Source organism: Neglectibacter sp. CSJ-5 (assembly GCF_032490475.1).
GTDB lineage: Bacteria > Bacillota > Clostridia > Oscillospirales > Acutalibacteraceae > Hominenteromicrobium > Hominenteromicrobium mulieris.
Map to the genome: position 1 here is coordinate 128,197 of NZ_JAVYJC010000004.1, position 25,361 is coordinate 153,557.

Annotated in this window: 31 protein-coding genes and 1 pseudogene; 23 read left to right on the forward strand and 9 right to left on the reverse strand. The window is 44.5% G+C overall.

Going from position 1 to position 25,361, the window contains the following annotated elements; all coding sequences use genetic code 11:
- Positions 1 to 30: 30 nt before the first annotated feature.
- The 7 genes from R2K26_RS09470 to xerC (R2K26_RS09500) all read left to right on the forward strand — a co-directional run bounded on the left by R2K26_RS09470 (position 31) and on the right by xerC (R2K26_RS09500) (position 6,421).
- Complete coding sequence (locus R2K26_RS09470; protein WP_173737156.1) at positions 31 to 702, forward strand: response regulator transcription factor; 672 nt, start codon at positions 31 to 33, stop codon at positions 700 to 702.
- Positions 686 to 2,098 carry a HAMP domain-containing sensor histidine kinase gene (locus tag R2K26_RS09475; protein ID WP_316520022.1) on the forward strand — a complete coding sequence of 471 codons (1,413 nt, stop codon included), beginning with the start codon at positions 686 to 688 and terminating at the stop codon, positions 2,096 to 2,098. The genes R2K26_RS09470 and R2K26_RS09475 overlap by 17 nt, the downstream gene beginning before the upstream one ends.
- A gap of 131 nt (positions 2,099 to 2,229) precedes the next feature.
- Entirely contained in the window at positions 2,230 to 3,102 is an 873-nt protein-coding gene (locus tag R2K26_RS09480) for a hypothetical protein (RefSeq protein ID WP_316520024.1), read from the forward strand.
- Between the two features lie 494 nt (positions 3,103 to 3,596).
- Positions 3,597 to 4,031, forward strand: a complete 435-nt coding sequence (locus tag R2K26_RS09485) for a sigma-70 family RNA polymerase sigma factor (protein WP_162226066.1) — start codon at positions 3,597 to 3,599, stop codon at positions 4,029 to 4,031.
- Positions 4,032 to 4,035: 4 nt separating this feature from the next.
- A complete protein-coding gene (locus R2K26_RS09490) occupies positions 4,036 to 4,272 on the forward strand; it encodes a helix-turn-helix domain-containing protein (protein WP_021738107.1) in 237 nt (78 codons plus the stop codon).
- Positions 4,273 to 4,799: 527 nt separating this feature from the next.
- The gene (locus R2K26_RS09495) at positions 4,800 to 5,006 is read left to right on the forward strand and encodes a helix-turn-helix domain-containing protein (protein WP_005541444.1); all 207 of its coding nucleotides are present in this window, start codon (positions 4,800 to 4,802) and stop codon (positions 5,004 to 5,006) included.
- A 20-nt stretch (positions 5,007 to 5,026) separates the two neighbouring features.
- The gene (gene xerC, locus R2K26_RS09500; RefSeq protein WP_186292809.1) at positions 5,027 to 6,421 is read left to right on the forward strand and encodes a tyrosine recombinase XerC; all 1,395 of its coding nucleotides are present in this window, start codon (positions 5,027 to 5,029) and stop codon (positions 6,419 to 6,421) included.
- 628 nt (positions 6,422 to 7,049) lie between these two features.
- Here the strand turns inward: xerC (R2K26_RS09500) and R2K26_RS09505 are convergent.
- The 7 genes from R2K26_RS09505 to R2K26_RS09535 all read right to left on the reverse strand — a co-directional run bounded on the left by R2K26_RS09505 (position 7,050) and on the right by R2K26_RS09535 (position 11,856).
- Complete coding sequence (locus R2K26_RS09505) at positions 7,050 to 7,355, reverse strand: hypothetical protein (RefSeq protein WP_002304425.1); 306 nt, start codon at positions 7,353 to 7,355, stop codon at positions 7,050 to 7,052.
- Between the two features lie 85 nt (positions 7,356 to 7,440).
- On the reverse strand, positions 7,441 to 8,814 hold the full coding sequence (gene xerC / locus R2K26_RS09510) for a tyrosine recombinase XerC (protein WP_002304423.1): 1,374 nt from the start codon (positions 8,812 to 8,814) through the stop codon (positions 7,441 to 7,443).
- A 4-nt stretch (positions 8,815 to 8,818) separates the two neighbouring features.
- Complete coding sequence (locus R2K26_RS09515; protein WP_002304420.1) at positions 8,819 to 9,442, reverse strand: helix-turn-helix domain-containing protein; 624 nt, start codon at positions 9,440 to 9,442, stop codon at positions 8,819 to 8,821.
- Positions 9,443 to 9,559: 117 nt separating this feature from the next.
- Positions 9,560 to 9,796, reverse strand: a complete 237-nt coding sequence (locus tag R2K26_RS09520; protein WP_002304418.1) for a helix-turn-helix domain-containing protein — start codon at positions 9,794 to 9,796, stop codon at positions 9,560 to 9,562.
- Between the two features lie 6 nt (positions 9,797 to 9,802).
- Positions 9,803 to 10,210 (reverse strand): type II toxin-antitoxin system PemK/MazF family toxin, encoded by a 408-nt coding sequence (locus tag R2K26_RS09525; protein ID WP_002578938.1) that lies wholly within the window; start codon positions 10,208 to 10,210, stop codon positions 9,803 to 9,805.
- A gap of 514 nt (positions 10,211 to 10,724) precedes the next feature.
- Entirely contained in the window at positions 10,725 to 11,030 is a 306-nt protein-coding gene (locus R2K26_RS09530; protein ID WP_002304413.1) for a helix-turn-helix transcriptional regulator, read from the reverse strand.
- Between the two features lie 262 nt (positions 11,031 to 11,292).
- Positions 11,293 to 11,856, reverse strand: a complete 564-nt coding sequence (locus R2K26_RS09535; RefSeq protein WP_002304412.1) for a hypothetical protein — start codon at positions 11,854 to 11,856, stop codon at positions 11,293 to 11,295.
- A 286-nt stretch (positions 11,857 to 12,142) separates the two neighbouring features.
- On the opposite strand from R2K26_RS09535, the gene R2K26_RS09540 reads away from it, so the two are divergent.
- Both R2K26_RS09540 and R2K26_RS09545 read left to right on the forward strand, forming a co-directional pair.
- Entirely contained in the window at positions 12,143 to 12,592 is a 450-nt protein-coding gene (locus R2K26_RS09540) for a helix-turn-helix domain-containing protein (protein ID WP_002304411.1), read from the forward strand.
- Positions 12,593 to 12,643: 51 nt separating this feature from the next.
- Entirely contained in the window at positions 12,644 to 13,198 is a 555-nt protein-coding gene (locus R2K26_RS09545; RefSeq protein ID WP_002304410.1) for an ImmA/IrrE family metallo-endopeptidase, read from the forward strand.
- 162 nt (positions 13,199 to 13,360) lie between these two features.
- Here the strand turns inward: R2K26_RS09545 and R2K26_RS09550 are convergent, their stop codons facing one another.
- On the reverse strand, positions 13,361 to 13,738 hold the full coding sequence (locus R2K26_RS09550) for a helix-turn-helix domain-containing protein (RefSeq protein WP_002578940.1): 378 nt from the start codon (positions 13,736 to 13,738) through the stop codon (positions 13,361 to 13,363).
- 260 nt (positions 13,739 to 13,998) lie between these two features.
- Positions 13,999 to 15,135: a site-specific integrase gene (locus tag R2K26_RS09555; RefSeq protein WP_002304408.1), complete on the reverse strand. Its 1,137-nt coding sequence runs from the start codon at positions 15,133 to 15,135 to the stop codon at positions 13,999 to 14,001.
- A 222-nt stretch (positions 15,136 to 15,357) separates the two neighbouring features.
- Here R2K26_RS09555 and R2K26_RS09560 point away from each other — a divergent pair, with 222 nt between their 5' ends.
- From R2K26_RS09560 to R2K26_RS09635, 14 genes and pseudogenes are all read left to right on the forward strand, one after another.
- Positions 15,358 to 15,675 carry a helix-turn-helix transcriptional regulator gene (locus tag R2K26_RS09560; protein WP_010729536.1) on the forward strand — a complete coding sequence of 106 codons (318 nt, stop codon included), beginning with the start codon at positions 15,358 to 15,360 and terminating at the stop codon, positions 15,673 to 15,675.
- 107 nt (positions 15,676 to 15,782) lie between these two features.
- Entirely contained in the window at positions 15,783 to 16,520 is a 738-nt protein-coding gene (erm(B), locus tag R2K26_RS09570; RefSeq protein ID WP_002292226.1) for a 23S rRNA (adenine(2058)-N(6))-methyltransferase Erm(B), read from the forward strand.
- Positions 16,521 to 16,689: 169 nt separating this feature from the next.
- Positions 16,690 to 16,794, forward strand: a pseudogene (locus tag R2K26_RS09575) (topoisomerase DNA-binding C4 zinc finger domain-containing protein); the annotation flags it as partial.
- 107 nt (positions 16,795 to 16,901) lie between these two features.
- The gene (locus tag R2K26_RS09580; RefSeq protein ID WP_396897240.1) at positions 16,902 to 18,233 is read left to right on the forward strand and encodes a Cfr family 23S rRNA (adenine(2503)-C(8))-methyltransferase; all 1,332 of its coding nucleotides are present in this window, start codon (positions 16,902 to 16,904) and stop codon (positions 18,231 to 18,233) included.
- A 315-nt stretch (positions 18,234 to 18,548) separates the two neighbouring features.
- Complete coding sequence (locus tag R2K26_RS09590; protein ID WP_009896537.1) at positions 18,549 to 18,971, forward strand: RNA polymerase sigma factor; 423 nt, start codon at positions 18,549 to 18,551, stop codon at positions 18,969 to 18,971.
- A 330-nt stretch (positions 18,972 to 19,301) separates the two neighbouring features.
- On the forward strand, positions 19,302 to 19,502 hold the full coding sequence (locus R2K26_RS09595; protein ID WP_009896535.1) for a hypothetical protein: 201 nt from the start codon (positions 19,302 to 19,304) through the stop codon (positions 19,500 to 19,502).
- Positions 19,503 to 19,635: 133 nt separating this feature from the next.
- Entirely contained in the window at positions 19,636 to 19,782 is a 147-nt protein-coding gene (locus tag R2K26_RS09600; RefSeq protein ID WP_009896533.1) for a hypothetical protein, read from the forward strand.
- Between the two features lie 91 nt (positions 19,783 to 19,873).
- Positions 19,874 to 21,574, forward strand: a complete 1,701-nt coding sequence (locus tag R2K26_RS09605; RefSeq protein WP_316520203.1) for a recombinase family protein — start codon at positions 19,874 to 19,876, stop codon at positions 21,572 to 21,574.
- A 14-nt stretch (positions 21,575 to 21,588) separates the two neighbouring features.
- Complete coding sequence (locus R2K26_RS09610; protein WP_009896530.1) at positions 21,589 to 21,933, forward strand: recombinase family protein; 345 nt, start codon at positions 21,589 to 21,591, stop codon at positions 21,931 to 21,933.
- 86 nt (positions 21,934 to 22,019) lie between these two features.
- Complete coding sequence (locus R2K26_RS09615) at positions 22,020 to 22,838, forward strand: hypothetical protein (protein WP_021386793.1); 819 nt, start codon at positions 22,020 to 22,022, stop codon at positions 22,836 to 22,838.
- Between the two features lie 19 nt (positions 22,839 to 22,857).
- Entirely contained in the window at positions 22,858 to 23,898 is a 1,041-nt protein-coding gene (locus R2K26_RS09620; protein ID WP_002304399.1) for a hypothetical protein, read from the forward strand.
- Between the two features lie 9 nt (positions 23,899 to 23,907).
- Positions 23,908 to 24,162, forward strand: coding sequence for a hypothetical protein (locus R2K26_RS09625; RefSeq protein WP_002588965.1), 255 nt, complete (start codon positions 23,908 to 23,910; stop codon positions 24,160 to 24,162).
- A gap of 16 nt (positions 24,163 to 24,178) precedes the next feature.
- Positions 24,179 to 24,442, forward strand: coding sequence for a DUF1292 domain-containing protein (locus R2K26_RS09630; protein WP_002304397.1), 264 nt, complete (start codon positions 24,179 to 24,181; stop codon positions 24,440 to 24,442).
- Between the two features lie 49 nt (positions 24,443 to 24,491).
- Positions 24,492 to 25,361, forward strand: coding sequence for a zinc metalloprotease HtpX (locus R2K26_RS09635; protein ID WP_002588966.1), 870 nt, complete (start codon positions 24,492 to 24,494; stop codon positions 25,359 to 25,361).

The following is a 25,361-nucleotide window of genomic DNA, read 5'->3' on the forward strand; positions in this document are numbered from 1 at the left end:
CTGTGATAAGCTATCCTTGGAGGTGATACCATGCAAAAGATTTTAGTCGTTGAGGACGATTTTGATATTCAAGAACTTTTACAGAATTTTTTACAAGAAGCAGGATATGAAGTAGCTGTTGCAAATGATGGTGTCGAGGCACTCTCTTTATTTGCAGACCAACGATATGACTTGGTTGTATTGGACATTATGCTCCCCAAAATTGACGGTTACGGTGTCTGTGAATTGATACGCAAGCAATCTGATGTTCCTATCATTATGCTAACCGCATTAAGCGGAGAAGAAGATCAGATTAAAGGATTGGATTTGCAGGTGGATGACTACATCACAAAACCGTTTTCTATGCCTGTCCTGCTCCGCAAAATTGCGGCTGTACTTCGGCGCAGTAACCGGGGAACAGATGAAAAGTATCAAATCATTACTTATGGCAATTTGCTTTTGAACTGTGACAGCTACACCGCCACCGTGGACGGAGCTAATTTTGAACTGACACAAAAGGAATTTGAAATACTGCGGGAACTGCTGACCCATCAGGGCCGGATATTGACCCGGCAGAACTTGTTGGATAAGCTGTGGCGATATGATTTTTATGGGGACGAGCGTGTTGTTGATACCCATATCAAAAATCTACGAAAAAAATTGGGAATAGATTTCATTCAAACAATCAGAGGGGTGGGATATAAAGTTGATAAAGAGAATTAAAGGCAGTCTGTTTGCTAAAGTCTTTATTCTGACTGTGGCAGTTTTGCTCTGCGTGAGCTTTCTTGTCTATGGCGTTTTGGCTTGGTATATGCCTCAAACCTATTCTAACAATCTCAATGCGGCATTAGATGAACAGACAAGCGACTTTATTTATGAATTAGAACATATCCGTATGCAGGATAGTGGCGGACTTTTTGATCAGTTTCTTCAAAACACGACAATTAGCATGGTGGAGCTTTATACTGCTGATGGTGTTCTGGTGGAAACACCGTCTAACCAAAATAGCTTTAACGATGGGATCACCGGGGAGGCTCTTGGCGGAGCATCTTATGAAAGTGCGCCGATTATATCCAACAGCTATTACTTCTCATTTGCAGATGATAATAGCCAATATATTTTAACAGTTTATGGAGAAGCCTCTCAAATCGCAGAACTGCGGCAATCATTTGTAAGCGTATTACCGATTTTGTTTTGCGTTATTCTCCTTGTATCGTTGGCAACTGCTTGGGTGTATTCTCGTATCATTACAAACCCGGTATTAAAAATCAGTCGGATTTCTAAAGAAATGTCTGATATGCGGCTGGAATGGCAACTAGAGGAACGCCGTTCTGACGAGCTGGGTGTACTGGAGAATAGCTTGAATACGCTGTCCCGGAAACTATCTGCTACCTTGGAGGAGTTGCAAAGTGCAAATCTCCAGCTCCAAAAGGATATTGAACATCAAAAGGCGCTGGAACGGGCACAACAGGATTTCTTTTCTTCCGCTTCTCATGAACTGAAAACCCCTATCACCATTATCAAGGGTCAATTAGAGGGGATGCTATTGGGTATAGGGGCATATAAAGACCACGAAAAGTATCTTGCCCGATCCTTGGAAGTTGCAACTACGCTTGAAACGATGGTGCAGGAAATATTAACGATTTCAAGGCTGGAAACCAATGTCGATTTCAAAATGGAGCATTTTGATTGCGCTCCCACGATACATGGCTATTTGAGGGAGATTGATGATTTAGTGGCAACAAAAGAGCTACAAATACATCTTGCTATACAGTCTCCCGCTTTTATCAATGGGAACAAATTACTGATTGAAAAGGTGTTCTCCAATTTGATTTCAAATGCTGTAAAGTATTCGTCGCATGGAGCAAGCGTTGATATTATTTTACAAAATACCAACGGACGCTTTTTGTTCTCCGTAGAGAACACAGGTACACATATACCAGAAGATGATATTCCCAAATTGTTTGACGCTTTTTATCGTATGGAGCAATCCCGCAGTAGAAGAACAGGCGGCAGCGGTTTAGGGCTTTATATGGTTCAAAGAATTTTACAACAACATAACAGCTATTGTGAGGCTTGCAACACAGAAAACGGTGTTAAATTCTTCTTCACGATTTAGCGGACAATCAACGGCAGGTGAACAACCTGCCGCTTTTTTTAACTACACATAAATCACAAACTAATCCCAAAGGTATCCCAAAATGCTTTGCTATACTTAGGGTACATTCAAAGAAAGGATTGGTAAACACTATGAAACGAATGGCATTATGCGCTGCGTCCATGCTCTTGTTAGGCTGTTTGGCCGGATGCAGCACGACACCACAGAATAGCCAGGAACAAGGTAATCCCGTTATCAAGGAAGAAATCAGTCAACCTCTTGGCGGCTCTGAGGCGCTGGGAAACAGCGAGGACAGCTCAGCACTCTCCGCCGCAGACAAAGAAAAAATGTTTGCACCTTATGAACAATATGGGATGACTTATGATGCGGTCAAAGATGAACTTACCTATAATGGGAATTTGGTTCGCTGGTTTGAGGACTATTATCCCATCGGTAACAATGAAACCGCCGGTATTGATTTCCTAAATGAGAACGGCACAGTAGATGTGTATGCTGTACGGGATTTAGAGAGCTTTTCAAAAGCGGCTGACGGCTCCGTTGATCCGGCGGGTAAGCTGATTGGCTTAAAAGAGTTTACCCAACAGGAATTTGACGCACGGGATATTGAGGCGTTGAAAAACAGCACATCCGTTGCTATGGCAGGAACGCTGCTTGAAGATAGCGAAACTGCAAAGCTCGTTGCAGAGTATGAGGCATTTGGAGTAACCTATGATGCCGAAAAAGATCAGTGGTATTTCAATGGTGAGGAAGTCCGCTATTTCCGGGATGTTCTCACTTCTAATGGTGAAAGCCTCACCAGCGGAAAATTCCGAGGCGAAATGAGAACGCTTGGAAGTGGTGTTGGCACAATAGACATTTATACCGTTCGTGATTACGGCCACTTGAACAGCGAACATCACGGAACATTAACTGGTATCGAGAAATACAGTCAAGAGGAATTTGACGAGCATACACAGGCCGGAATGTCTGGAAATCAGCCCATAGGTAATGCAAGCCATAACTAAACAAACCATCTATCTGCCGGACGACGGCAAAAGAAAAAAAGCCGTCGTAGAGCAGACAATTTGACACGCCCATTTGAAACGGCGGCTTTGATTTTCAGAGCCGCCGTTTCTTTGCGTTTGCACAAACCTATGACGACTTGCAGGGACACGGTAGCCGATTGGAGGTTATTTTGCCGTGTCCTTTTCTCTCTTTCGCAGTATCCATGATCTGCACCAGCTAAAAAAAGCGTAGCCCCTCCGTCGGAGTCGTCCGGCTTTGAGTATGAACTATACCATGTAAGTAATCTTCTTTATAAAACATTTTTGCGTCCAGCAGGTCCGTTGCGACTTGCTGGGCGCTTTTTGCTGTTTTCCGAGGACAAGCCCGCCTCGAAAAAATTTTTTGAGAAATTTTCAAAAAGGAGGCTATTAGCGGGTAGCGAGCGGCTTTGCGTTCGCCTTGTTAGCGGAAAGGGAGAAACCCACCTCATTCCCCCAGGAAAGGGGGTGAAAAGATGGATATGATCCCCCGTAATGACTATGGCGAACGGTGCCAGTTCGATGCTTACTGCAAACTGGTACTGTACCATGAGGCAATCGACTACCTCCGGGAAATGCAGAGGCGCCGTGACAGGGAACTGTCATTCAGCGACCTTCCGCAGATGGAGATGGACAAGCTCAGCGTTGTAGATCACTACCCCAGTGACAGATTTACATTCTCGTCCCACGGGTATGACCTGCATATCGAAAACGAGCTTGTGGCTGACGCCTTTGCCGGTTTGTCTGTTCAGGAGCAGAGTATTTTGATCCTGCATTTTGTTCTGGACCTGCCGGATCAGGAGGTTGGCCGCCTTGTTGGAATGTCTCGCAGCGCCGTTCAGCGGCGAAGGGCAAAATCATTGACCGAGCTGCGGATCAAGTTGGCCGCACTCATGCCGAAGGGAGGTTGAAGGTATGAAGAAACCCACTTACAAGGGCAAGGAGCTTCTTCCTCTTTCGGTAATCGACGCCGCCCGTGACGGGGACTCTCAGGCTGTGGATCAGGTACTCCGGTATTATGAGGGCTATATCAATAAGCTCTGCACCCGGACGCTTTACGATTCTGACGGCCAGCCCCATGTTCGGGTGGACGAGTACATGAAGCGCCGATTGGAGATCAAGCTCATTCATTCCATTGTCAGCATGAGCTGACAAGCCCGGTCTGAAAGCGGAAACAGCTTACCCTTTCCCTGTTTCTCTCTTTCGTGACCGGAGGCAGCACCTTGACAAAGAAAGCCCGTTGGGAGGCCAACGCCGCAGTATAAGGCAAACGGATACATTCCTGTTTGTGCCGAGCCATACGGCCGGTGCGCCATGACCTCGTTTCAAGTCCGCAGGACGGGACCACTGCAACGAGCGAGCGAACAGCACCAGACCGCAAAGCAAGCGTGGCAGCTTGTGGGCGATGACACACGGGCAGGGTTAAAGATACTCGCGCATTGAACGCCCACAAAGCATTGTGCGCCGCACCCATCAGCATGGGCCGGGGTTAGACTCCCGTGGAGCTGTGCCAGCAGCCGTCCGTAAGCCTACTTTTCTTTTTTGAAAGTTTATGGATAGATCGTAAACTTTTCAATTAGCAGCAGACAAACACGGAGCAGCACGGTAAAATAATGGTGGAAGTTATATTACCCACACATATTCGTGCTGTTCCTTTTCATAACTGAAAGGGGGTTCTCATGTCTCAAACATGGAACGGCACGAAGAAAGAAACCCCTGAAAGAAGGACGTATACGGTTGACGATATTGCTCAAATTCTGGGCATCGGAAGAACTTCTGCATATATCCTTGTAAAAGAAGGGCACTTCAAAATCGTGCGAATTGGTAACGCCATACGCATTTCCAAGCGGTCATTTGACGAGTGGCTTGACTCCCTCGACCTGTGATCCAAGAAAGGAAGAACGATATGGCATCTATAATCAAGCGAAAGAAAAACTATTCCGTTGTTTACAACTATGTGGACGAAAACGGAGAAACCAAACAGAAGTGGGAAACCTGGCATACCCACAAAGAGGCCTTGAAGCGCAAGGCAGAAATCGAAAATCAGCAGCACACGGGAACTTTCCTCCCTCCAAGCAATCAGACGATCACCGAGTTCCTTTATGACTTCGTATCTCTTTACGGAGAAAAGAAATGGGGCGTGTCTATGTATGACAGCCAAACGGCGCTGATTGCGAACTATATCAATCCGATCATCGGTGATATGGAGGTACAGGCGGTTACTCCCCGTGCGGTTGACGGTTATATCCAGACCTTGCAGAAAACCAAGTCGGTGTCTACCAAAACCCGAAAGGCCGTTACCACCTATGTCAGCGACAAGACCATTGAAAAGATCATCAAGCTCCTGCGGTGTGCGTTTAAGCAGGCGGTACGATGGGAAATCATTGCAAGAAATCCCTTTGACAATGTGATCCTCCCGAAAACAGAGTATGCGAAACGGGATATCTGGACAGCGGATATGATCCGTCTTGCCCTGGACAAATGCACGGACAGCAAGCTCTATGTAGCAATGAACCTTTCCTTTGCCTGCTCTCTGCGTATGGGTGAAATCCTGGGGCTGACCTGGGAGAACGTCCATATTTCCGATGAAGATATTGCGGCGGATAACGCCTATGTCTACATCGACAAGGAGCTGACACGGGCATCCAAACGGGCGATTGAAACGCTGGGCGAGAAGGATATCTATTACATCTTCACTCCGCTCATGCCGAACACCAGCACAAGAATTGTTCTGAAAAAGCCGAAAACCGATTCCAGTATCCGTAAGGTGTGGCTGCCAAAAACACTGGCTTACATTCTGCGAGAATGGAAAAAGTCCCAGGACGAGCTGAAAGGCTTCTTGGGTGACGAGTATCAGGACTTCGATCTGGTTGTAGCACTTCCCAATGGCCGCCCCTGCGAGGATCGGATCATCCTCAAAGAGTTTGCAAAGCTCCGCGAGGATGCAGGGCTGCCGAAGGTGGTCTTTCATTCTCTCCGTCATTCCAGTACCACCTACAAACTGAAACTCAACCACGGCGATCTGAAAGCCACCCAGGGCGATACAGGCCATGCCGAGATCGACATGATAACCAGTATCTATGCTCACATTCTGGACGAGGATAGAAAGGTCAATGCTCAGAAATTCGAGACTGCCTTCTATGCCAAGCCTGATCTCCGCAATGTCCGTCCGCCGGAGGAACCGGCAAAATCGGAGCCTGCGACCCTGGACCTTGAAAGCCTTGTGGAGCAGCTTCAGAAGTCGCCGGAGCTGGCAAGTGCGCTCGCAGCCCTGATAGCGGCGCAAGCCCCGGCAAAGTGATCCGAAAAATCGAATTAGCAAAACGCAGAATTTTCTTAGCAAATTTCTGAAAAGCGTTCGAGTCCAATTAGCAAATATACATCATGCGGCGTATAAAAATCTCCCGGTAACGGAAGTGAAATTACCGGGAGAAGGAGGAACAAAAAAACGCTGCAAACCCCGAAAAAAGGCTTGCAGCGGTGCTTTCTGGCGTCCCAGAGAGGATTTGAACCTCCGACCCCACGCTTAGGAGTAGACCCGATACGACATCGGGAAGTGGCATCTAATGCTTAAAAATGCTTGGAAATACAAGGTTTTTCAGCATTTCAAATCCCATCTGATACTACGCTGTGATAGCTAATTCAGAGGGATTTTACACCGTCCGATTGGCTCGAAATTAGCAAGTCTTTCGATTTTTGGTGGACGTTGCAAGTGCAAGTAAATGTCACTATGTAACTTCTCGTGATGCGAAATGATAGGAAATCCTATTCATTCTCGTGTGAGGGTGCGGGTGTCCTTAGACACAGATTTCAGTCTGTTTTATATATCATTTCAAAATGAATTTTTCAACCAGAATTATTAAGAATTTCAAAGGTTTTTCAGACTCAATGATTCTATGTAATTTAGACCCGCCGAAGCAGGTCTTTTTTTATTTCAGCATAATCTCTCTATCCTCAGCGCCGAGCATATAAGCACCCTTGGCAAAAGCATCCCTTGCAAGAAGCTCTGCTACATCAACCCTATCGAACAGCATCCATATTTCTTTCTCTTTCGGAGTCAGTTCATGGCTATGGTCAAACAAATGCTCAAGTCCCAATCCTTCAAGCAATGCCGACTTTGCTGCTTTGTATTCCTCAGCTCTGCCAACATATTCGTCGTTCCTTTCCTTGGAAAATGCCTCGATATTGTCAGCTCTCAGATGCTCGTAATACTCGTCCATAAAGATTCTATCCATACTCGTTGACCTCCATAACAAAAAAATAAGGGCAGACCCTTTTACAGCTATTGTAGCTATGTAAAAGGATCTGCCCTTGCAGTTACTATAATGTTTTTGCCAGCGACTTCAGGAGTGCTGCCATTTCCGGATTTTGCAGAAGCTTCAGAAGAAGTTCTTTATCATCAGCGGAGCTTTCCGTTGCGGCTGGTTGAACCGGCTCAGGCGTTGCCTGTCTGCCTGAGTAGAACGCAGCTTCCATTCTTTCAGCGTTCAGTCTGCGGTCATCGTCGATGATATGGGAGTAAACATCCGCTACCATCTTGACCTGTGCATGACCGGAATCGCCTTGAACGGATTTCATATCGCCGCCGTTCAGCTTCAGCTTGTAAGTGATACTGGAATGTCGGAGACTATGGAAAACCACTTTCGGCAGTCCCTTCTCCTCAATCAGCTTATTGAAAGCACGGTTGATAACCTGCCCCTCAATCGGCTTGCCATTGGAAGAACAGAAAACCAGATTGAAGTCTACGAACTCGTCACCGAAAAGGTCTTTCAGTTCTTCGATGTCAGCCTTTCGCTGTACCAACATTTCCGCTACGGTTTTCGGTAAGAACACCTTGCGGACACTTGTTTTGGTCTTAGGAGTTTTGAGAACCAATGCGGTATGCGTACTGGCGAAGGTCGGTGGGAACTTGAACATGATGTCCTTACCGTCCAGATCTGCCATCGCTTCACGATTTACTCTCTGCAACTCCTTTTCAACGAAGATGCTTGCCTGACCAAGTTCAATACTGGTGGGGGAAATGTCAATACAGTCCCAGGTAAGCCCCAGAAGCTCGCCCATTCGCAGGGAACAGGAGAAGGCAAGGTTAATAGCCAGACGAAGAATATCATCGTCACAGGCTTCCAGAGCCTTCTGGAGCACTTCTGCTGTCCAGATATCCCTGGTCTTGTGTTCTTCTTTCGGCAGCGTAGCGTGCTCCACAGGGTTTCTGGTCATCAATTCCCACTTGACCGCTTGATTGAAAGCATTTCGCAATGTCTTGTGAACCTCTCGGACAGTATGCGGAGTCAGATATTCTGTACGGGCTTTTACATACTTAGAAGAAACCGCTTTGACAGAAAGCAAATCTCGGTAATACTTGTCCATGATTCTCGGCGTGACATCCTCCAGCTTCATATCACCGATGAGGGGACGAATATAGTTTGCAATCAGGCTCTTTCTGCTTTCATAGGTAGACATCGCCCAGGTGTTCACACCATAGATTGACATATACTCATCCAAAAGATCATTGACGGTTTTAGCAGAAGGGGGAATAAAGGTTCCGGACTCCTGCTCATATTCAACCTGCAACTTCCTTTTCTTTGCTTCGGCATTCGTTTCAAAGGTTTCCCACTTCTGACGCTTGTTGCCGTTCTCATCGGTGTATGTATAAACCACAGAATACTTCTTTTTTCTCTTAACGATAGATGCCATGTAATCAGCTCCTTTCCTGTCTATCTTCCGCTAACTGGTAGCGGGTCTGATTGTGATACCATTTTTCAAAGCTCTCTTTGGTAGCTCGCTTATACCTGCCAACCTTGATAAGCTCAAAATCTTCATTGGCAACGATATAGTAAATGGTCTGACGATGTACCCCAAGCATTCTTGCCATTTCCGGCAGACCGTAGGTGGATGCCATAATATCTGCATCCAGTTCCTGATCCTCTACCGTGCGGTAATCGGTTTGAGAAGCATACCATCTTTCAAAGCTCTCCTTTGTCACTCTGCGCTTGCCCAGGACATCGACCACATCAAAATGCCCTTTGGCAACCAGTTCGTAAGCAGTCGCTTCTTTCAGCCCAAGGCGCTGTCCAAGCTCCTCCATTGAATATGTAGTTTTCTTCAATTCCTCGCCGGGAGGGGTTCCATCGACCTTCTGGTATTTGAACTGATTGGCATACCATTCTTCAAAGCTGTCGATCATCACCCTCATGGTGTTGCCGACAAGAATGGTTTTGAAGTAATTCTTCTTAATGAGCCAGTATGACTCCGTTTTACCAAGACCGAGCATCCTGCCCATTTCCAGAACAGACATACTCGTGCGTTTTCTCATTTCCGCCATCGTACAACCTCCTATGTAAAAAATGTAGCCATGTGTTTCTTGTCATGGCTACATTTTATCGAACTCTCAATATGTTTTGAAGTTTGTCGCCGGGTTGTACGACGCCCTTGACAAATCTTACATTTGATGATCCAACCACTCATCAAAACTCTTTTTGGAGATTCTGATACTGCCACCGATGCGGACGCTATGGAAAACTTTCTTTTTCACAAGGTTGTATGCGCTGGTTCTGCTGATGCCCAGAATATCCTGAATCTCATCAACCGTATAGGTTCTCTTATCAAACTGAACTGCGTTAGCAGCCATCGCTTCTTCGGTGCGCTGATTCATGGCAGCGATTCTTTCTTCAAACATTTATGTTCACTCCTTCGCTCTCTTTGCTTTATGTTTTGGGGAACGCTTTTTCAGCTGTTCCATTGCCAGGCTGACAGATAAGGCTTTCTCAATCGCTACCATTTCACGGGGCGTTACCTTACCTAAGTAATTATCAATCCTGCTTTTATCAATGGTACGAATCTGTTCCAGCTGAACAACGGACGCTTCTTTGAATGCAGGATTGTCGTAAATAACAAAGTGCGTCGGCATATTCGCTTTCTTATGGATTCTGGTGGTGACCGTTGCCACAATCAATGTGGGAGCGTGTTTATTACCGGTATCGTTCTGAATGACGATAACCGGACGGATGCCGCCTTGTTCCGACCCAACTACCGGGTCCAGCTTGGCGCAATAAATATCACCACGGCAATATACCCAATTTTCTTTCATCATGTGCCATGACCTCCTTTCGTTGGCTATGTAATAACTGACTGCCAGAAAGGAATCAGGCAGTCAGTCCAAAAGTCTATGTGTCCCATATTTGCCACGCACCCCTGGGAAAGAGGGCTTACGCCCTCAGGGAATCACCGAACGACTGATTGCGAATCAGTTCCATAGGAATCTAACCTCTGCCGGGTTCTCCGCCAGCTCCGTAGAGAAGTATCTTTAATCCTGTTGCTTTCATGGCCGTATTGGGAGCAACCCAATATTTACAAGCCAGTATTGATCGCTGGCATCGGGAGAGAGACAAGCGCTTAATTTATAGAAGAAAGTCGTTCTGTTTCTCTATCCGATACGTCTCGGCGTACCGCTGATGTGGCTGATGCTCTCGCACCGGCAACAGGAACGTATTCGATGACTGTGTATTCAGTTTTCAAGGATCAAGCAGCCGATTTTCTTTGGCTGTATCTAAATTGTACCTGTTCCTCATGCAAGTTTTTATTGCCTCGTAGGTATAGTTTTGAGGTTATTCACGACCTAAAAATATGTAATCAAGGGTTGTCTCAAAGCGCACAACCAGTTCGATTGCCAAATCAATAGAGATACCTCTGTTGCCGGTTTCAATTCGTGCAATGGTGTTTGCGGCAACACCTAACTGCTCCGCAAGCTGTTCCTGTGTAAGCCCATGTTCCTTTCTCAAGGCTTTAATTCTTTTTCCGCTTTCAACCAAGTCGTAATACATTTTCGTTCCTCCGTGTTTTTGAATTTGTGAAGTTGCAAAATCAAAAACAGCGGGAGGAGATCGTGCCCGATTCTCAATACCCTTTGCCATCTGCCTGTCCTCCTTGCAGGCATAAAAAAAGAGCCGGAGTAAATTACTCCAAGCTCTCGTTCATGCCTTTGTGTTAATTATGGGGGAAAATAGGCAGGTATAAAAAAAGCCCCGTACCCATTACAGGCACGAGGCGTAACTCTCTCTATTCAATTTTATGCCGCTATCTCCCAGCATAGCCATTTTAACACTGGACAAGTCGGACTTTCAGTAGGGGAACCGTCGTATTTTCATCGGATTTTAGTCGGACTAAAATCCTGTCTTAGCATTCACAATAACACAATGCTTCTTCCTCCCGGGCACTTTCCAGGAAATCTTTCAATTTAGGAATGGCTGTTCCCCAAAGTGACAGACCAAATAACAGTATCGCTTCTTTCTTTCGGTCATAGTAGGTGCTGCGTTCCATATTCAAAACCTCCAGCATTTCTGATTCCCTGTACTTGAAGCGGTTGAGATATGCCTTTGAGATAATCTCACAGTACAGAGCGCCTTTATCTGGATATTCTCTGATTTTCAACATAGCCATATCTACCAGTTCAATGATCCACTTTGTCTCAAATAAGCTGCGAATGCGTTCTTCAAATCGTTCTCTCGCTTCATCCGGAGCAAAGTTCTCCAGATAAATCAATGCACCATCTAAGCTGTCACCGTAAGTACAAATAAGGGTATCACATACATCATTCGCACGATCAATGGTAGACCAGCACACCTCTCGATATATGGATAAAATCAGCTTTGCTCTTTCATACAGAACCTTCTCGTCAATGTTCTGCATCCGGCAAAGCATTCGAATACTGCTTAATACCTGTGTATTATATCTGCTCATTCAGAATCTCCTTTCAGCCTAATCCATAAAATAAGAATTCCTTTCTAACTCCTGTCACTTGGCTAAAGGGAAACAAATACCATGGGACAAGAATGACTATAACTTCCGATATTTGATTAAAATAACAGAAGTGAAATCGGAAGTTCTTGACTTTATAAAAGTTCCGATATATAATTAAGTGGAATTAAAACTTCTGTTATGATTCTTATTATAGCATTTTCCAGAAGTTTGTCAACAAATAATCGGAAGTTACGAATAAATATTTTTTGAAAGGAAGGATACTACCATGACATTTGGAGAAAAAATTAAAGAAGCTCGTTTGGCTATGAACCTATCTCAAACGGAGCTTGCCCAGATGACCGGCATTTCCGAAAGATCCCTTTACACCTATGAGCAGCTCGGAACACTCCCCAGAAAAAGCAACATCAGAAAACTTGCTGAAGCACTGCATATCTCTGTGTCCTATCTTTTGGACGAATCTGAAACGGATAGCCAGAGCCATATAGATCAGGATATGTTTATTTTAGAGGCAAAGGAAAACTTCGGTTCAAAAGGAGCAAAAGAAGCTCAGGAAGTGTTGGGTCGTGTAAATTCTCTGTTTGCCGGTGGAGAATTGGACGAGGACGCAAAAGATGTATTCTTCCAGGCGATTATGTCAGTTTATATGGACTCTAAGAAAACAGCACGGGAAAAGTACACTCCGAAGAAATACAGAAAGCATAAAGATAAAGAGTAAAATCCTCAAGCACAGAATATGTTTTCTGTGTGCGATTCGGAGGTGAAGCAAATGAAAACGGCAGAGCATATCATTGAAACTGTCGATAAGCTTGTGCGAAAATATCACACCAGAGACCCTTACGAGCTATGTCAGCTGTTAGGTATCAAAATCCACTATTACGATTTACAGAAGAAATTGAAGGGCTTCTTCTATTACCAGTCCAGACAAAAGAATATCGTGATAGATCACAATGTGAACGGTATCCTGGAGCGTATATTAGTCGCACATGAATTAGGACACGCTGTCCTGCATACAAAAATCGCTATGATGCACGGCTTTCAAGAAATGGAAGTTTTTGATGATAGATCAATCGAAGAAAATGAAGCAAACTTCTTTGCGGCGGAGCTTCTGTTAGAAGATGGGAAAGTCCTGGAATGCCTTTCGGAACACACATTTTTTGAAACGGCTAAAATGCTCTATGTACCGGCAGCATTATTAGACTACAAATTCAGCCTGCTCCACGAAAAAGGAGAGCTGGTAAATTCGATGTATATTCGTAAAGCAGATTTCCTGAAAGAAGATCTTCATGCCTACGATAACGACATTGGTTATGGCGATATATGAATATCTATTTTTATATCTTTACAGAAAAAGTCCACCAGTACGATGCGTAGTGCATCATGACTGGTGGACTTTTTGCTTCTTAAAGAATCAGTATATTGTGCTGCAAAAAAGAACCCCATAGCAGTTCACTCTGTACCGTCAATGGGCTTCTTTTTCATTATATCAATCAAGCTCCGCTTTTTTTATCATCTCTTGCTGGTCAATCAAGACATCAATCAACTTTCCTACGGTTATCAATGTTGTTACATTACACTTTTTCAGTTTTGCAGCAATCTCATTATCAATGATGCTGTCGCATTTTGCATATGGGGTATCCAGTAAAAAATAGTCAAAGTTCTTTTCCAAGACGAATGCCAGTTTTAGAAGCATTGCCAAAGAAACTTTCGTCTGTCCAACTTCAACATGGCTCATATGATTGTTCGAGCAACCAACCAACGCACCCAAATCAGCCTGACTATAACCCTTTTCCAGTCGGGCAGCTCTAATGCGCTGACCAATCTTAACGTAATCAATTTCCGGTTGCGTTTCAATCACCTCCATGCTGTGTATGATTCTGCTATACATTATAAAATGTACCAAAAATCTCAACAACCAACATCGGGTGCAAGTTGCATTTATAAATGCAATATGATAAAATTTTATAGGCAGATTGCATTAAATGATAGAATGAAAAGAACCCCAAGACGACAATATGAGCTATCTTGAGGTTCTTTAAAATAAAAAATTCGTAGAGTACATTACTCCACGAAAAAACACCGCCAAACACTGAAAACTCAGCATTATTTGACGGTGTTGACAATTTATTTGACGGCTAATAAATCAGAAAGCCGTTGCATATTTTCTCTTTTTAAATCCATGGATGGGTGTACATAGCGATTCATTGTAATATTCACGCTGGCATGACCCAATATTTCGCTGAGACTTTTTACATCGAATCCAAGCTCTATGCACCTTGTAGCAAATGTATGACGTAACGAGTGATAATTTGCGGAGGTGATTCCGCTGTTTTTCAATACCTTCTTAAAATGATTTTGCATGGTTCTTGGTTCTAATGGATTCTGATCGCTATTGGTTAGGATGTAGCCAGTAGAAGAAGCTTTGTGTGCTGTAAGAATAGTCATTAAGCCATGGGGTACTGGAATAGTACGGATGGAGCAAGCACTTTTTGGTGTGGTAACAACAATCCTTGTCTTGTATTCACTGTTGGTTCTATCTTGGATTCTCTGGAGCGTTTGATGCACGTGGATTGTGTAATCTGAGAATGAAACATCTTCCCATCGTAACGCACAAATTTCACCTACTCTGAGACCAGTGAATAAACATACTAATATACCAATATTGCAGGAATCAAGATTAGAATACAAGTATTGGCATAATTTTTCCTGTTCAGCACGACTCAAAACTCTCATTTCCTTCGTTTGACGTTTTATCTGTATAGATCGTGCGTCACAAGAAATGGCTTTCCCGTTTCGGGTGGCAAATTGTAAGACATTTCGAATTAGAGATAAAATATCTGAAACAGTTTTAGAGGAAAGTCCATTCTCCTTTAATCCACCAGAAACAAGGAAAAAATTACACTGCGTTTCAATAAACTCGTGTGTTATATCACGCAATTGTTTGCTTCCGAACACAGGAAGTATATACGAGCTGAGAAGATTCCTATATTTGTTGCTTGTAGATTCCTTCACTTTAGGACATATAGCTTGAAACCATTCCATAGCAACCTGTTCAAATTGATCTGAGCTAATTTCTGGATCGACAGTGACAGAATTACTCGTGCACGAACTTTGACTGATAAGTTTTGCCTTGACTTCTCGATATGACTTTGCATAAACATAACCGTAATTGGCTTTGCCTGTAGAAGATCGGGACTTAATGTATCTTCCTTCCCATCTGCCGTCTTTCCTTTTGTAAATATTTTCTCCTTTTCGTGCCATAAGGTACACCTCCTTCAATATGACTATAATTCTGACGGCAAATTGTGACTTTGGAACTTTCTAAGATGGATTTTTGTGCAAAACCTCGTGTTTTATGTCCCTAACATATTGACAAACAGTGCGACAATTTGTAAAATAAAGATATAAACTAAAAAAAACAGAGAAGAATGCGATTCGTGGAGTAATGTACTCTACGAAAGAGTATACCCAGGAGGAGATTTATTGATTCAATTTGTAGGGCGAGATGCTTATAAGCAGTTTTGGAATTTTAGTAAAGATGAGAAAGAGAACTTGGCCACTCAATTGGCGATTGAGTTACCCGCACTCAGAGGAAAAGTTGGTGCATCACAAGAAGAAATTGCTTCGGCTGTTGGTATTTCACGACAAACTTATAGTGCCTACGAAAATCGGACACGCCCAATTCCATGGAGTTTATATCTAGCACTATTGTTTTATTTTGATTACATTCCAAGTACACATTATATGATTCGCCAGCTTGAATTATTCCCAAATGAAAGAAGTTATGGAAATAAGACTTAGAAGCAAACTTAAGAGTGTGTTGATAGTGCAGTATCTTAAAATTTTGTATAATAAGAATTGAAGTTAAATTAGATGCTAAAAATTTGTAATTAAGAAGGAGTGATTACATGAACAAAAATATAAAATATTCTCAAAACTTTTTAACGAGTGAAAAAGTACTCAACCAAATAATAAAACAATTGAATTTAAAAGAAACCGATACCGTTTACGAAATTGGAACAGGTAAAGGGCATTTAACGACGAAACTGGCTAAAATAAGTAAACAGGTAACGTCTATTGAATTAGACAGTCATCTATTCAACTTATCGTCAGAAAAATTAAAACTGAATACTCGTGTCACTTTAATTCACCAAGATATTCTACAGTTTCAATTCCCTAACAAACAGAGGTATAAAATTGTTGGGAGTATTCCTTACCATTTAAGCACACAAATTATTAAAAAAGTGGTTTTTGAAAGCCATGCGTCTGACATCTATCTGATTGTTGAAGAAGGATTCTACAAGCGTACCTTGGATATTCACCGAACACTAGGGTTGCTCTTGCACACTCAAGTCTCGATTCAGCAATTGCTTAAGCTGCCAGCGGAATGCTTTCATCCTAAACCAAAAGTAAACAGTGTCTTAATAAAACTTACCCGCCATACCACAGATGTTCCAGATAAATATTGGAAGCTATATACGTACTTTGTTTCAAAATGGGTCAATCGAGAATATCGTCAACTGTTTACTAAAAATCAGTTTCATCAAGCAATGAAACACGCCAAAGTAAACAATTTAAGTACCGTTACTTATGAGCAAGTATTGTCTATTTTTAATAGTTATCTATTATTTAACGGGAGGAAATAATTCTATGAGTCGCTTTTGTAAATTTGGAAAGTTACACGTTACTAAAGGGAATGTAGATAAATTATTAGGTATACTACTGACAGCTTCCAAGGAGCTAAAGAGGTCCCTAGCGCCTACGGGGAATTTGTATCGATAAGGGGTACAAATTCCCACTAAGCGCTCGGGACCCCTTGTAGGAAAATGTCCTAAGTGTGGCAACAATATTGTATTAAAAAAATCGTTTTATGGTTGTTCAAATTATCCTGAATGTACCTTCACTTTAGCTGAACATTTTGAATGAAAAATATAATTGTCGCTTGATCGAGAAACTTTATCGCATTATGGACGAGGTGAACCAAGACAGGAAAGATTGCGATTAAATAAGAAGGAGAAAATATAATTATGTCCAAGTATAAAAAAATGAAACAGCTCATAGCGGATATGCGCTTACCTGAGTATCGTTATAAGCAACTGCTTGATGCTGTGTTCCTACAAGGAATTATGCGTTTTGAAGATATGAAGTTGCTTCCAAAAACGCTGCGCGAAAAGTTGGTGGAGCAGTTTGGTGAAACTGTTGTGGAGATCAAGGCGATCCATCATGAGAAATCAATGCAAACTGACAAGGTGCTGTTTGAACTGTCGGACGGAAACCGTGTGGAAACGGTGGGTCTGTTTTATAAAGAGGGCTGGAACTCCTTTTGCATTTCATCTCAAAGCGGTTGCGGCTTCGGTTGTAAGTTTTGCGCAACAGGGACTTTGGGATTACGCAGAAACTTGACTGTGGATGAAATTACCGACCAAATCCTATATTTTATGCAACAAGGATGCAGTATCAACAGTATCTCTTTTATGGGAATGGGAGAGCCGTTCGCTAATCCACAAGTTTTTGAAGCCCTGCATGATCTGACCGCCCCGGAACTGTTCGGGCTGTCCCAGCGACGCATCACCATTTCGACTATCGGTATCGTGCCGGGTATTCAAAAATTGACAAGAGAATATCCGCAAGTCAATCTGGCCTATTCCCTCCACGCACCTACTGACCGTCTGAGGGAAACGCTCATGCCAATAACTAAAACATACCCCCTTGGTCAGGTACTGGATACATTAGATCAGCACATTCGGCAAACAAATCGCAAGGTGTTTTTGGCATACATCATGCTAAAGGATGTCAATGACAGCGACAGACACGCAGAGCAACTTACCAAGTTGTTATTCAAACACAAAAAGTATTTGCCACTATACCATTTAGATTTAATCCCATACAATCAAACGACAGTTACGGAAACTATGGTGCCCTCAAGCCACACACGAATAAAGGCCTTTTGCCGTATCATTCATAATGCAGGAATTAGCGTCAATATCCGAACGCAATTTGGCTCCGATATTAACGCTGCTTGTGGCCAGTTGGCGGGGGCCTACCGTGACGATCAAAAACAAGGAGAGAGAACAATGTCCGCTATACAAGAACAGTCTTTTGAATGGCTCTTGTGTCCTGTGTGCAAGAGCAAAACACGACTTAAAATCCGAAAGGACACGATACTTGACAATTTCCCACTCTTTTGTCCCAAATGCAAAAGTGAAATGCTTATCTGTGTCAAACAATTTCATATATCTATTATCAAAGAGCCAGACGCACAGACGCAGAGCCGACAATCCGTAGCCCTTGGGTGCGAGTTATCGGCTCTTTTGTTTTTTGGGGCGGGTATCAATCAAAGTTACCGCCTTATACGATGACTTTAGGAGGAACACGGCGGTTTCCATGGAGGGATCGTCGTGTTCATTTTGCTTTTTCACACTACCCGTGATTTTCACCTGCTAAAAAAAGCGTAGTTCTCCCTCCGGGATCGTCCGATCATGAACATGAAATATTCCAGTACATATATGTAAATAAAAACTCGTGCGTCCGCATAGCGTCATGCTGTGCGGGCGTTTTTATATATTCTTACCTTGGGACAAGTTGTCCCAAAGCTGGCAGCCCCGGCTGTCGATCCCCGCCCCCTCTCCGTTCAGAACGCCATCCACCCAGCTATCTGAACGGAGGAAAATATAATGGCTATCATCAATTTGAAAGAGTTTTACCCGTGGTACACCCACGATGAATATATCGAAGTTTCCGATGAAGTGGCCGCCGAACTGCGGGCGGACAAGCTGTACGAGGCTGCCCACCAGCGGCGGATCGTCCGCAACAAAGCGCAGTATTCCCTCGATTGCAATGATGGGATCGAATACTCTGCCTGTCTGCACGAGCCGACCCCGCAGGAGCTGTTGGAACGCATGGATCAGTTCTGCACTCTCTGGAACGCTCTCAACACCCTGCCGGAGATCCAAGGCCGCCGAGTGGATGCCTGTGTTATCCTCGGCAAGAGCTATTGCGAGGTTGCCAAGGCCGAGGGCGTAAATGAAAGTGCTGTGCGGCGTTCCGTAGAGCGTGGTTTGAAGCAGATGAAAAAACATCTTAAAGACACTCTGTAAGCCAGTCCGAATTGATGTGTTTGCTGTCCTTGGTATATAGAGAGGATTGATCCTCTCGACAACTGAATAGCGGCGGCTCCCGGCTTTGCCGGGGAGCCGAGCGGTGGGTACGCTGTGACTTCTCCCACGGGAGGACGAGCGATCCATACCAACACCGCAAGTGGGGCATCGCCACCCCACGGCCACGATCCGGCGTGGACAGGCTGGCCGCCTGTCCCGACCGGCCGCCGCACCCCAGCGGGAGCGTCATGTCGAGTATCGCTGTCTTATGACGGGCCAAGGAAATGAGCGTGGCGCTCCCAAAATCTTTATCAAGGAGGAAAACCTATTATGAGTTGCGATCCTGTATTGGCGGCTATGCTGGCCCGGCCGTGGAACAACAATGCCTGCCGGGGCTATGTCATCTACGCTATGGAAAACTGTGGCTTTTCTCCCACGGACATCCGGCGTGTGGTGGCAGAACTCCACGAGGTTTTTGACTTCTGCGGGCTGGAGGAGGCCCAGCAGCACTTTGAGAACGGCCCCTATTGACCTTGGGACAACCTGTCCCAAGGTGGAGCAAGGCAAGAGGGCGGCACCGCCGAGGTGCCGCCTTTCTGCGTTTCCCCACGGGACAAGGGGAACTGTCGGTCATTGTTTCTCGCTGCGCCGAAAGGAGGCCCACATGGAAGTTCCCGTACCAACCAAGGAGGAATACACTTATCAAGTCGGAAAAATCCAATTTATTGTCACGCCCGTCTACAAGGACAAAGGCGAGTCTATGCGTGACATTCTCTTGAAACTGATGTTGGCTGATTTGGAGCCAGCTTAACTTTTCATCCACATCCTTAACACGGGCGGTCAACGGAGGTATAATATAAATAGGATAAAACCTCTTGTTTGACTGCTGGAAGGAGGATATTTTGAAACAGTCAAGCAAGAAAACCGCCCTCGGCACAGCCGCCCTTTACTGCCGACTGAGCCGTGATGATAATATGGACAACGAGTCCAACAGCATCAGCAATCAGAAAAAGATACTGCAAAAAGCCGCCAAGGACAAGGGCTATACGGACACCATCTTTTTCGTGGATGACGGTATCACCGGCACCACCATGAAGCGCCCCGGCTTTCAGAAAATGATCGCCGCAATCGAGGCCGGGTATATCTCGGCGGTGTTCGTCAAAGACCTGTCCCGGCTGGGCCGCAACTACATTGAGGTGGGTAAGCTCACCGAGGAGTTTTTCCCGCTTCATGATGTGCGGCTGGTGGCCGTGTCCGATGGCGTGGACAGCGACGAGGGCGAGGATGACTTCACCCCGTTCAAAAACATAATGAATGAGTACTACGCCAAGGACATCTCCAAGAAGCGCCGGATCGTCAATAAGATGAAAGGCAACGCCGGGATTCCGCTGTCCCCACCGCCCTATGGCTATATCAAAAACCCGGACGATCCCCGGTTTTGGGTGGTCGATCCCGTGGCCGCCGATGTGGTGCGCCGTATCTACCGCATGGCGCTGGAGGGGTACGGGCTGGCCGAAACTGCCGCCGCTCTCGGCGCTGATGGTATCGTCAACCCCACCTACTACTGGCGCAGCAAGGGTACAAGCCGGGGCGGTTCCAAAAGTACCTTGGAGCCTACCAAGTGGGGCCATACCACGATCAAGAAAATCCTTACCACGCAGGAGTATTGCGGCGATGTCATCAACTTCAAAAGCTACTCCAAATCCTACAAGATGAAGCGCCGGATCGAAAACCCGGAGGAAAACCGGGCGATCTTCCTCAATGTTCACGAGGCTATTATTGATCGGCCCACTTGGGAAAAGGTACAGGCGCTGAAGGCCGGAACCCGGCGCAAGCGCCCCACCGTCACCCAAGAGCCAAGCGCCTTTTCCGGCGTGATGAAGTGTCCCGAGTGCGGCGGCAATCTGAACTTCCACTTTAATCAGAACAACCACGACATCAAGTTTTTCAGTTGCCAAAACCATAATTCGGGGCTGCGTAAATGCTCGTCCACCCACTATATTCGGCTGGACTTCTTGGAGCAGGTCGTTCTCTACGAGGAGCATCGGCTGGCCTGTTTCGCCAACGAGTACGAAAACGACTTTATCAAAGCGATGGTGGGCCGCTCGGCAAAGGTAGCCGAAAATGAGCGGGTACGCAAAAAGCGGGAGCTGGATGGGCTGCTGGCCCGTGACCGGGAGTTGGACACACTCTTTGAGCGGCTGTATGAGGACAATGTTTCCGGCAAGATCGACGATGCCCGGTTTGCGAAAATGGCAAAGCGCTATGAGCAGGAGCAGGGCGAGAACGCCGGACGCATCAAGGCCCTGCGGCTGGAAGTGAAAAAGCTGGAAGAAAAGCGGATGGATGTAGATGACTTCTTGGAAACGGTACGCCACTACACCAACGCCGCCAAGATCACCAAACGAATGGTAGCCGAGCTGATTGACCACATCGAGGTCTATCCTGCGGTCAAGGAGGACGGTGTAACCAACCAGCGGGTGACGATCCACTACAACTGTATCGGGGCCTTTGAGGTGCCGGATCGCCGCAAAATCCCCGAGCGGGACATCCTGCTGGAAACGAGAAAAGGCGTAGCATTAAGCTACGCCCCGGCGGTGTAAAGGTGGTGTGGGATATGAGAGTTTTCATTTACTGCCGTGTGGCCCGTGACGATACCTTTGCATTGGAACACCAGCGGTTCTTGCTCCAGCTTTACGCAAAGCGGGCGGGATATACCATTATCGGCGCTGCGGACGAATACGGCAGCGGGTTGACCCTTGACCGTCCGGGCATGGGAAAGGTCACACAGGCCGTTCTCGCTGGCGAGGTGGATGTGGTGTTAGTCCATAGTCTGACCCGGATAGGCCGGGAATGGGGGATGACCCAAAGCTATATCGACCAGCTCACCCGGCACAAGGTCAAGCTCCTTTGTATCAAAGAACGCTGCTTGTTCAGCGAAAAAGGCGTGATCCATTTTTGAGCATAAAAATGGACGTTATGCTGAAATGTGGAAACATTATACAGAGGCGATTGATTTGAAAGTTCAAACAAAGGTGGTGCAGTAAAATGAAAAAATTAAAAGAAATATTATTTTTATCAGATAAAGGCTATACTGATTTGAAAAAAGCAATAGGTGCTGGATGGCAAGATAAAAAATACAACGAGTTGGGCGTGGTTGTAAGAGACTGCAACAAGGCTCTCAATGACATATTGGTAATTATGCTTCAAGCAGAAAAATATGTGGCTTTACTCGCCAAGAGCCTTAGTGAATACGAAAGTGTTCAACTAGGATCTACAAATGGAATATCTGCAAGCACACCTCAGACCAGTAGTTTTGCTGTTACACCATCAAGTGCAGATACAACCACCTTTGAGTCAAATACCTTTGGTTCTAATCTTGCATTTGTTCAAGACAGACTATCAGCTGAACGATATTTTTCCCGTGGAAATCACTATGAAGAATATCGAGATTATTGGGAGAACGGGAACTATACCTTTTCTCGAAATGAAAATCCAGAACTCGTATACGTTAGAGCAAGGGATATTGAAGGAGTTTATCTCAGTGACCGAGAACTTGGGAACCCGGAAGGATTTTGGACACGGAATGGTCGAGAGGGATGGTCGAGAGAAAACATTCTAAGGCGAGCTTCGCACATCCAAGATGTTCGTCAAAATACTGAGTCAGGAATGTCTTTGGATGAGCTTTCACAAAACCCAGTGTTAGATGATACCATTCGTAGCTATTACAATAATCCTGTCCAGGTTGCGCAGGTAGGTTCTTATTATGTATTTCAGAGTGATGGGCGACATCGAACACTTGCAGCTCAATCGCTTGATACATATATCCCGGTTTTAGTAACAGGTAGCTACACTCGAAATGATTAACAAATGAGGAGGTGAGTGTTTGAGCAACGTAAATGCTGATGCAACTCAATTACTGACAATACTGAAAAATATGCGGACCTCCATTTCTTCTATCGAAACTACAAGAAGTTCTGTGAAGATGAAATATCAGCAATTGGGAATTGGATGGAATGACAAGAAGTACGATGAGCTGGGAACTATCGTAAAAGATTGCAACAAAGCCCTGAATGATATTTTACAGATTATGCTTCAGGCCGAAAAATACGTTGCTTCACTTGCCAAAAGTGTACAAGAATATGATAATGTTAATTTGGACACTCCTTCTGCACGAAATTCTTTCCTCCAGGGTCTGCAAACACCTAATGTTGGTAATTCGTCTTATCAGTATTGCCTTGGCGTGCTAACCCAAGGTAGCACACCAGACGGATATATCGCTGTTATATCACAACGCCATGAAAATGCAGAGCAGAATGTCAGAGAAGTGTTTGACCATTTCGCTGGTAAACTGATGATACAAGATTCTGAATATCCACCGGATCAGACAGCACATTACTCACCGGGAAATTATATAGGGCATTCACGAGGAGTCTACTACAATGCAGCTTCTGATATGACAAATCCAAGAGGTGCAGGAACAACTTATTTCCACGAGCTTGCTCACATGATCGACCATGCTTCGTGCAACTATCGGAGCAATCTATCCAATACTCCAGAATTTGCTGAGGCACTGGTTGAGGACGGACAAAGAATCCTGAGCTTATATAACAATCTTCCAGTGGAAAAGCAAACTGCTTTTCTGACCCGTATTAGGCAGGATTCAGCTCACTCCTTCTCGGACTTAATTGATGCGACAACAAATGGTCAATTGCACGGAAATTATGGTCACTCAAGGAACTATTGGACGAGACCGGGCAATCTACAAGCAGAAGCCTTTGCCCACTTTTTTGAAGCGTCTATGGGAGACCAAGGCAAATTAGAGCTATTAGCAAATTTCTTTCCTACAGCGTTTGGTATTTTTTCTTCAATGATTGATTCTATTAGACCAGATAATCATGTTAGGGTCTTGAGCAGAGAAAGGTAGGTGCATACAATGGACAAAAACAAGAGCGTTGCAGATTTTATGAATAGCTTCCTTAATACACCTGAACCGAAAATTGATAATGAGTATTATGAAATCGAAGAACAGTATTTTCGGCAATTCGGTCATGGTGTCCCAAGGGAAATGTTGCCTGATAGCATTTCAACGGAACAAATTAAACAAGCCATGAAAAAATGCATTCTTTCCAAAAAGGATAATCTCTTTGAACTATTAGGCATCATTATCAACGATAATTATTTATATTAAGAAAAGGAACGACGACATGGATGAAGACAACATTATAACTTTGAATGATGAGAATGGGAACGAAGTTGAATTTGAATTTCTTGACTTAATACCGTATCGCCAGAACGAATATGTTGTCCTGCTTCCTATTGGAGATTCGGATGGGCAAGTTGTTATTTTGCAGCTGAAAGAAATTGACGATGAAACAGAAGAATATGTTGGTGTTGAAAACGAATTTGTGTTAGAGACTGTCTTTGCTCTGTTCAAAGAGCGAAACAAAGATTTCTTTACATTTGAGTAATTAAACAATGCAAGCTCAAACCAACAACACGATAAAAGGGGGGTGCATTATGGATATTTGGCATCGTGTAGGCAGAATTGTTCGCTTCTCAAACTTAGGAACTCTTCTGTTCTTTACTCTTAATATTCTGCTGATTGTTGCTGTGTTCGGTTCGTCAGGAAGCATTGTTGAACTGATTTGTATTTACTTTTTCACAGTAGCTATCAGCTTATCCCCATTAGGCGAAATGTGCCTGGCTGCCTTCGCAGGAGCAAGCGATATAAAAAGAGTAGATATAAAACTTCGAGTTGTCCCGCTGGTTCAATATGTTTTAGATAAAGCAAAAGAGAACACATCATACTGTCCTAAAAAAGTGAAAGTGAAGATTATCCATGATCCTGCTCCAAATGCATTTGCTCTAGGTAGGCAAACACTATGCATAACTGACGGATTGCTTTTACTCTCCGATGATATGATACTTGGAATTCTCGCCCATGAGATCGGACATCTCTCATACGGACATACTGTTATCCAATTATTGATTGGCGGGGGCAATATATTTATATCCGGGTGCCTCCTGTTAATCAAAATATCCTACTGGATTTTTTCTGCAATCATGGGGCTGTTCGCAATATGCTCTCGTAGTGGTGTAATGGGTATAATTACCGCAGTTTTCGCAGGAATATCAACAGCACTTTCTTGGTTATGGGTAAAGTTCTGTATGCTTTTTCTGATGTGGTCTATGAGACAAAATGAGTATCTGGCTGATGAATTTGCTTATAAAATTGGTTTTGGTCTTGAATTAGCGACGGTATTAGACCAACATATCTCAGATGTTCCGCATGATGGTTTTCTCAGTGCAATATACTCAACTCATCCATGCAACGATGATAGGGTTGCAGCATTGCAAAATTTAGGTGTACCCTATTCTCGATACTAA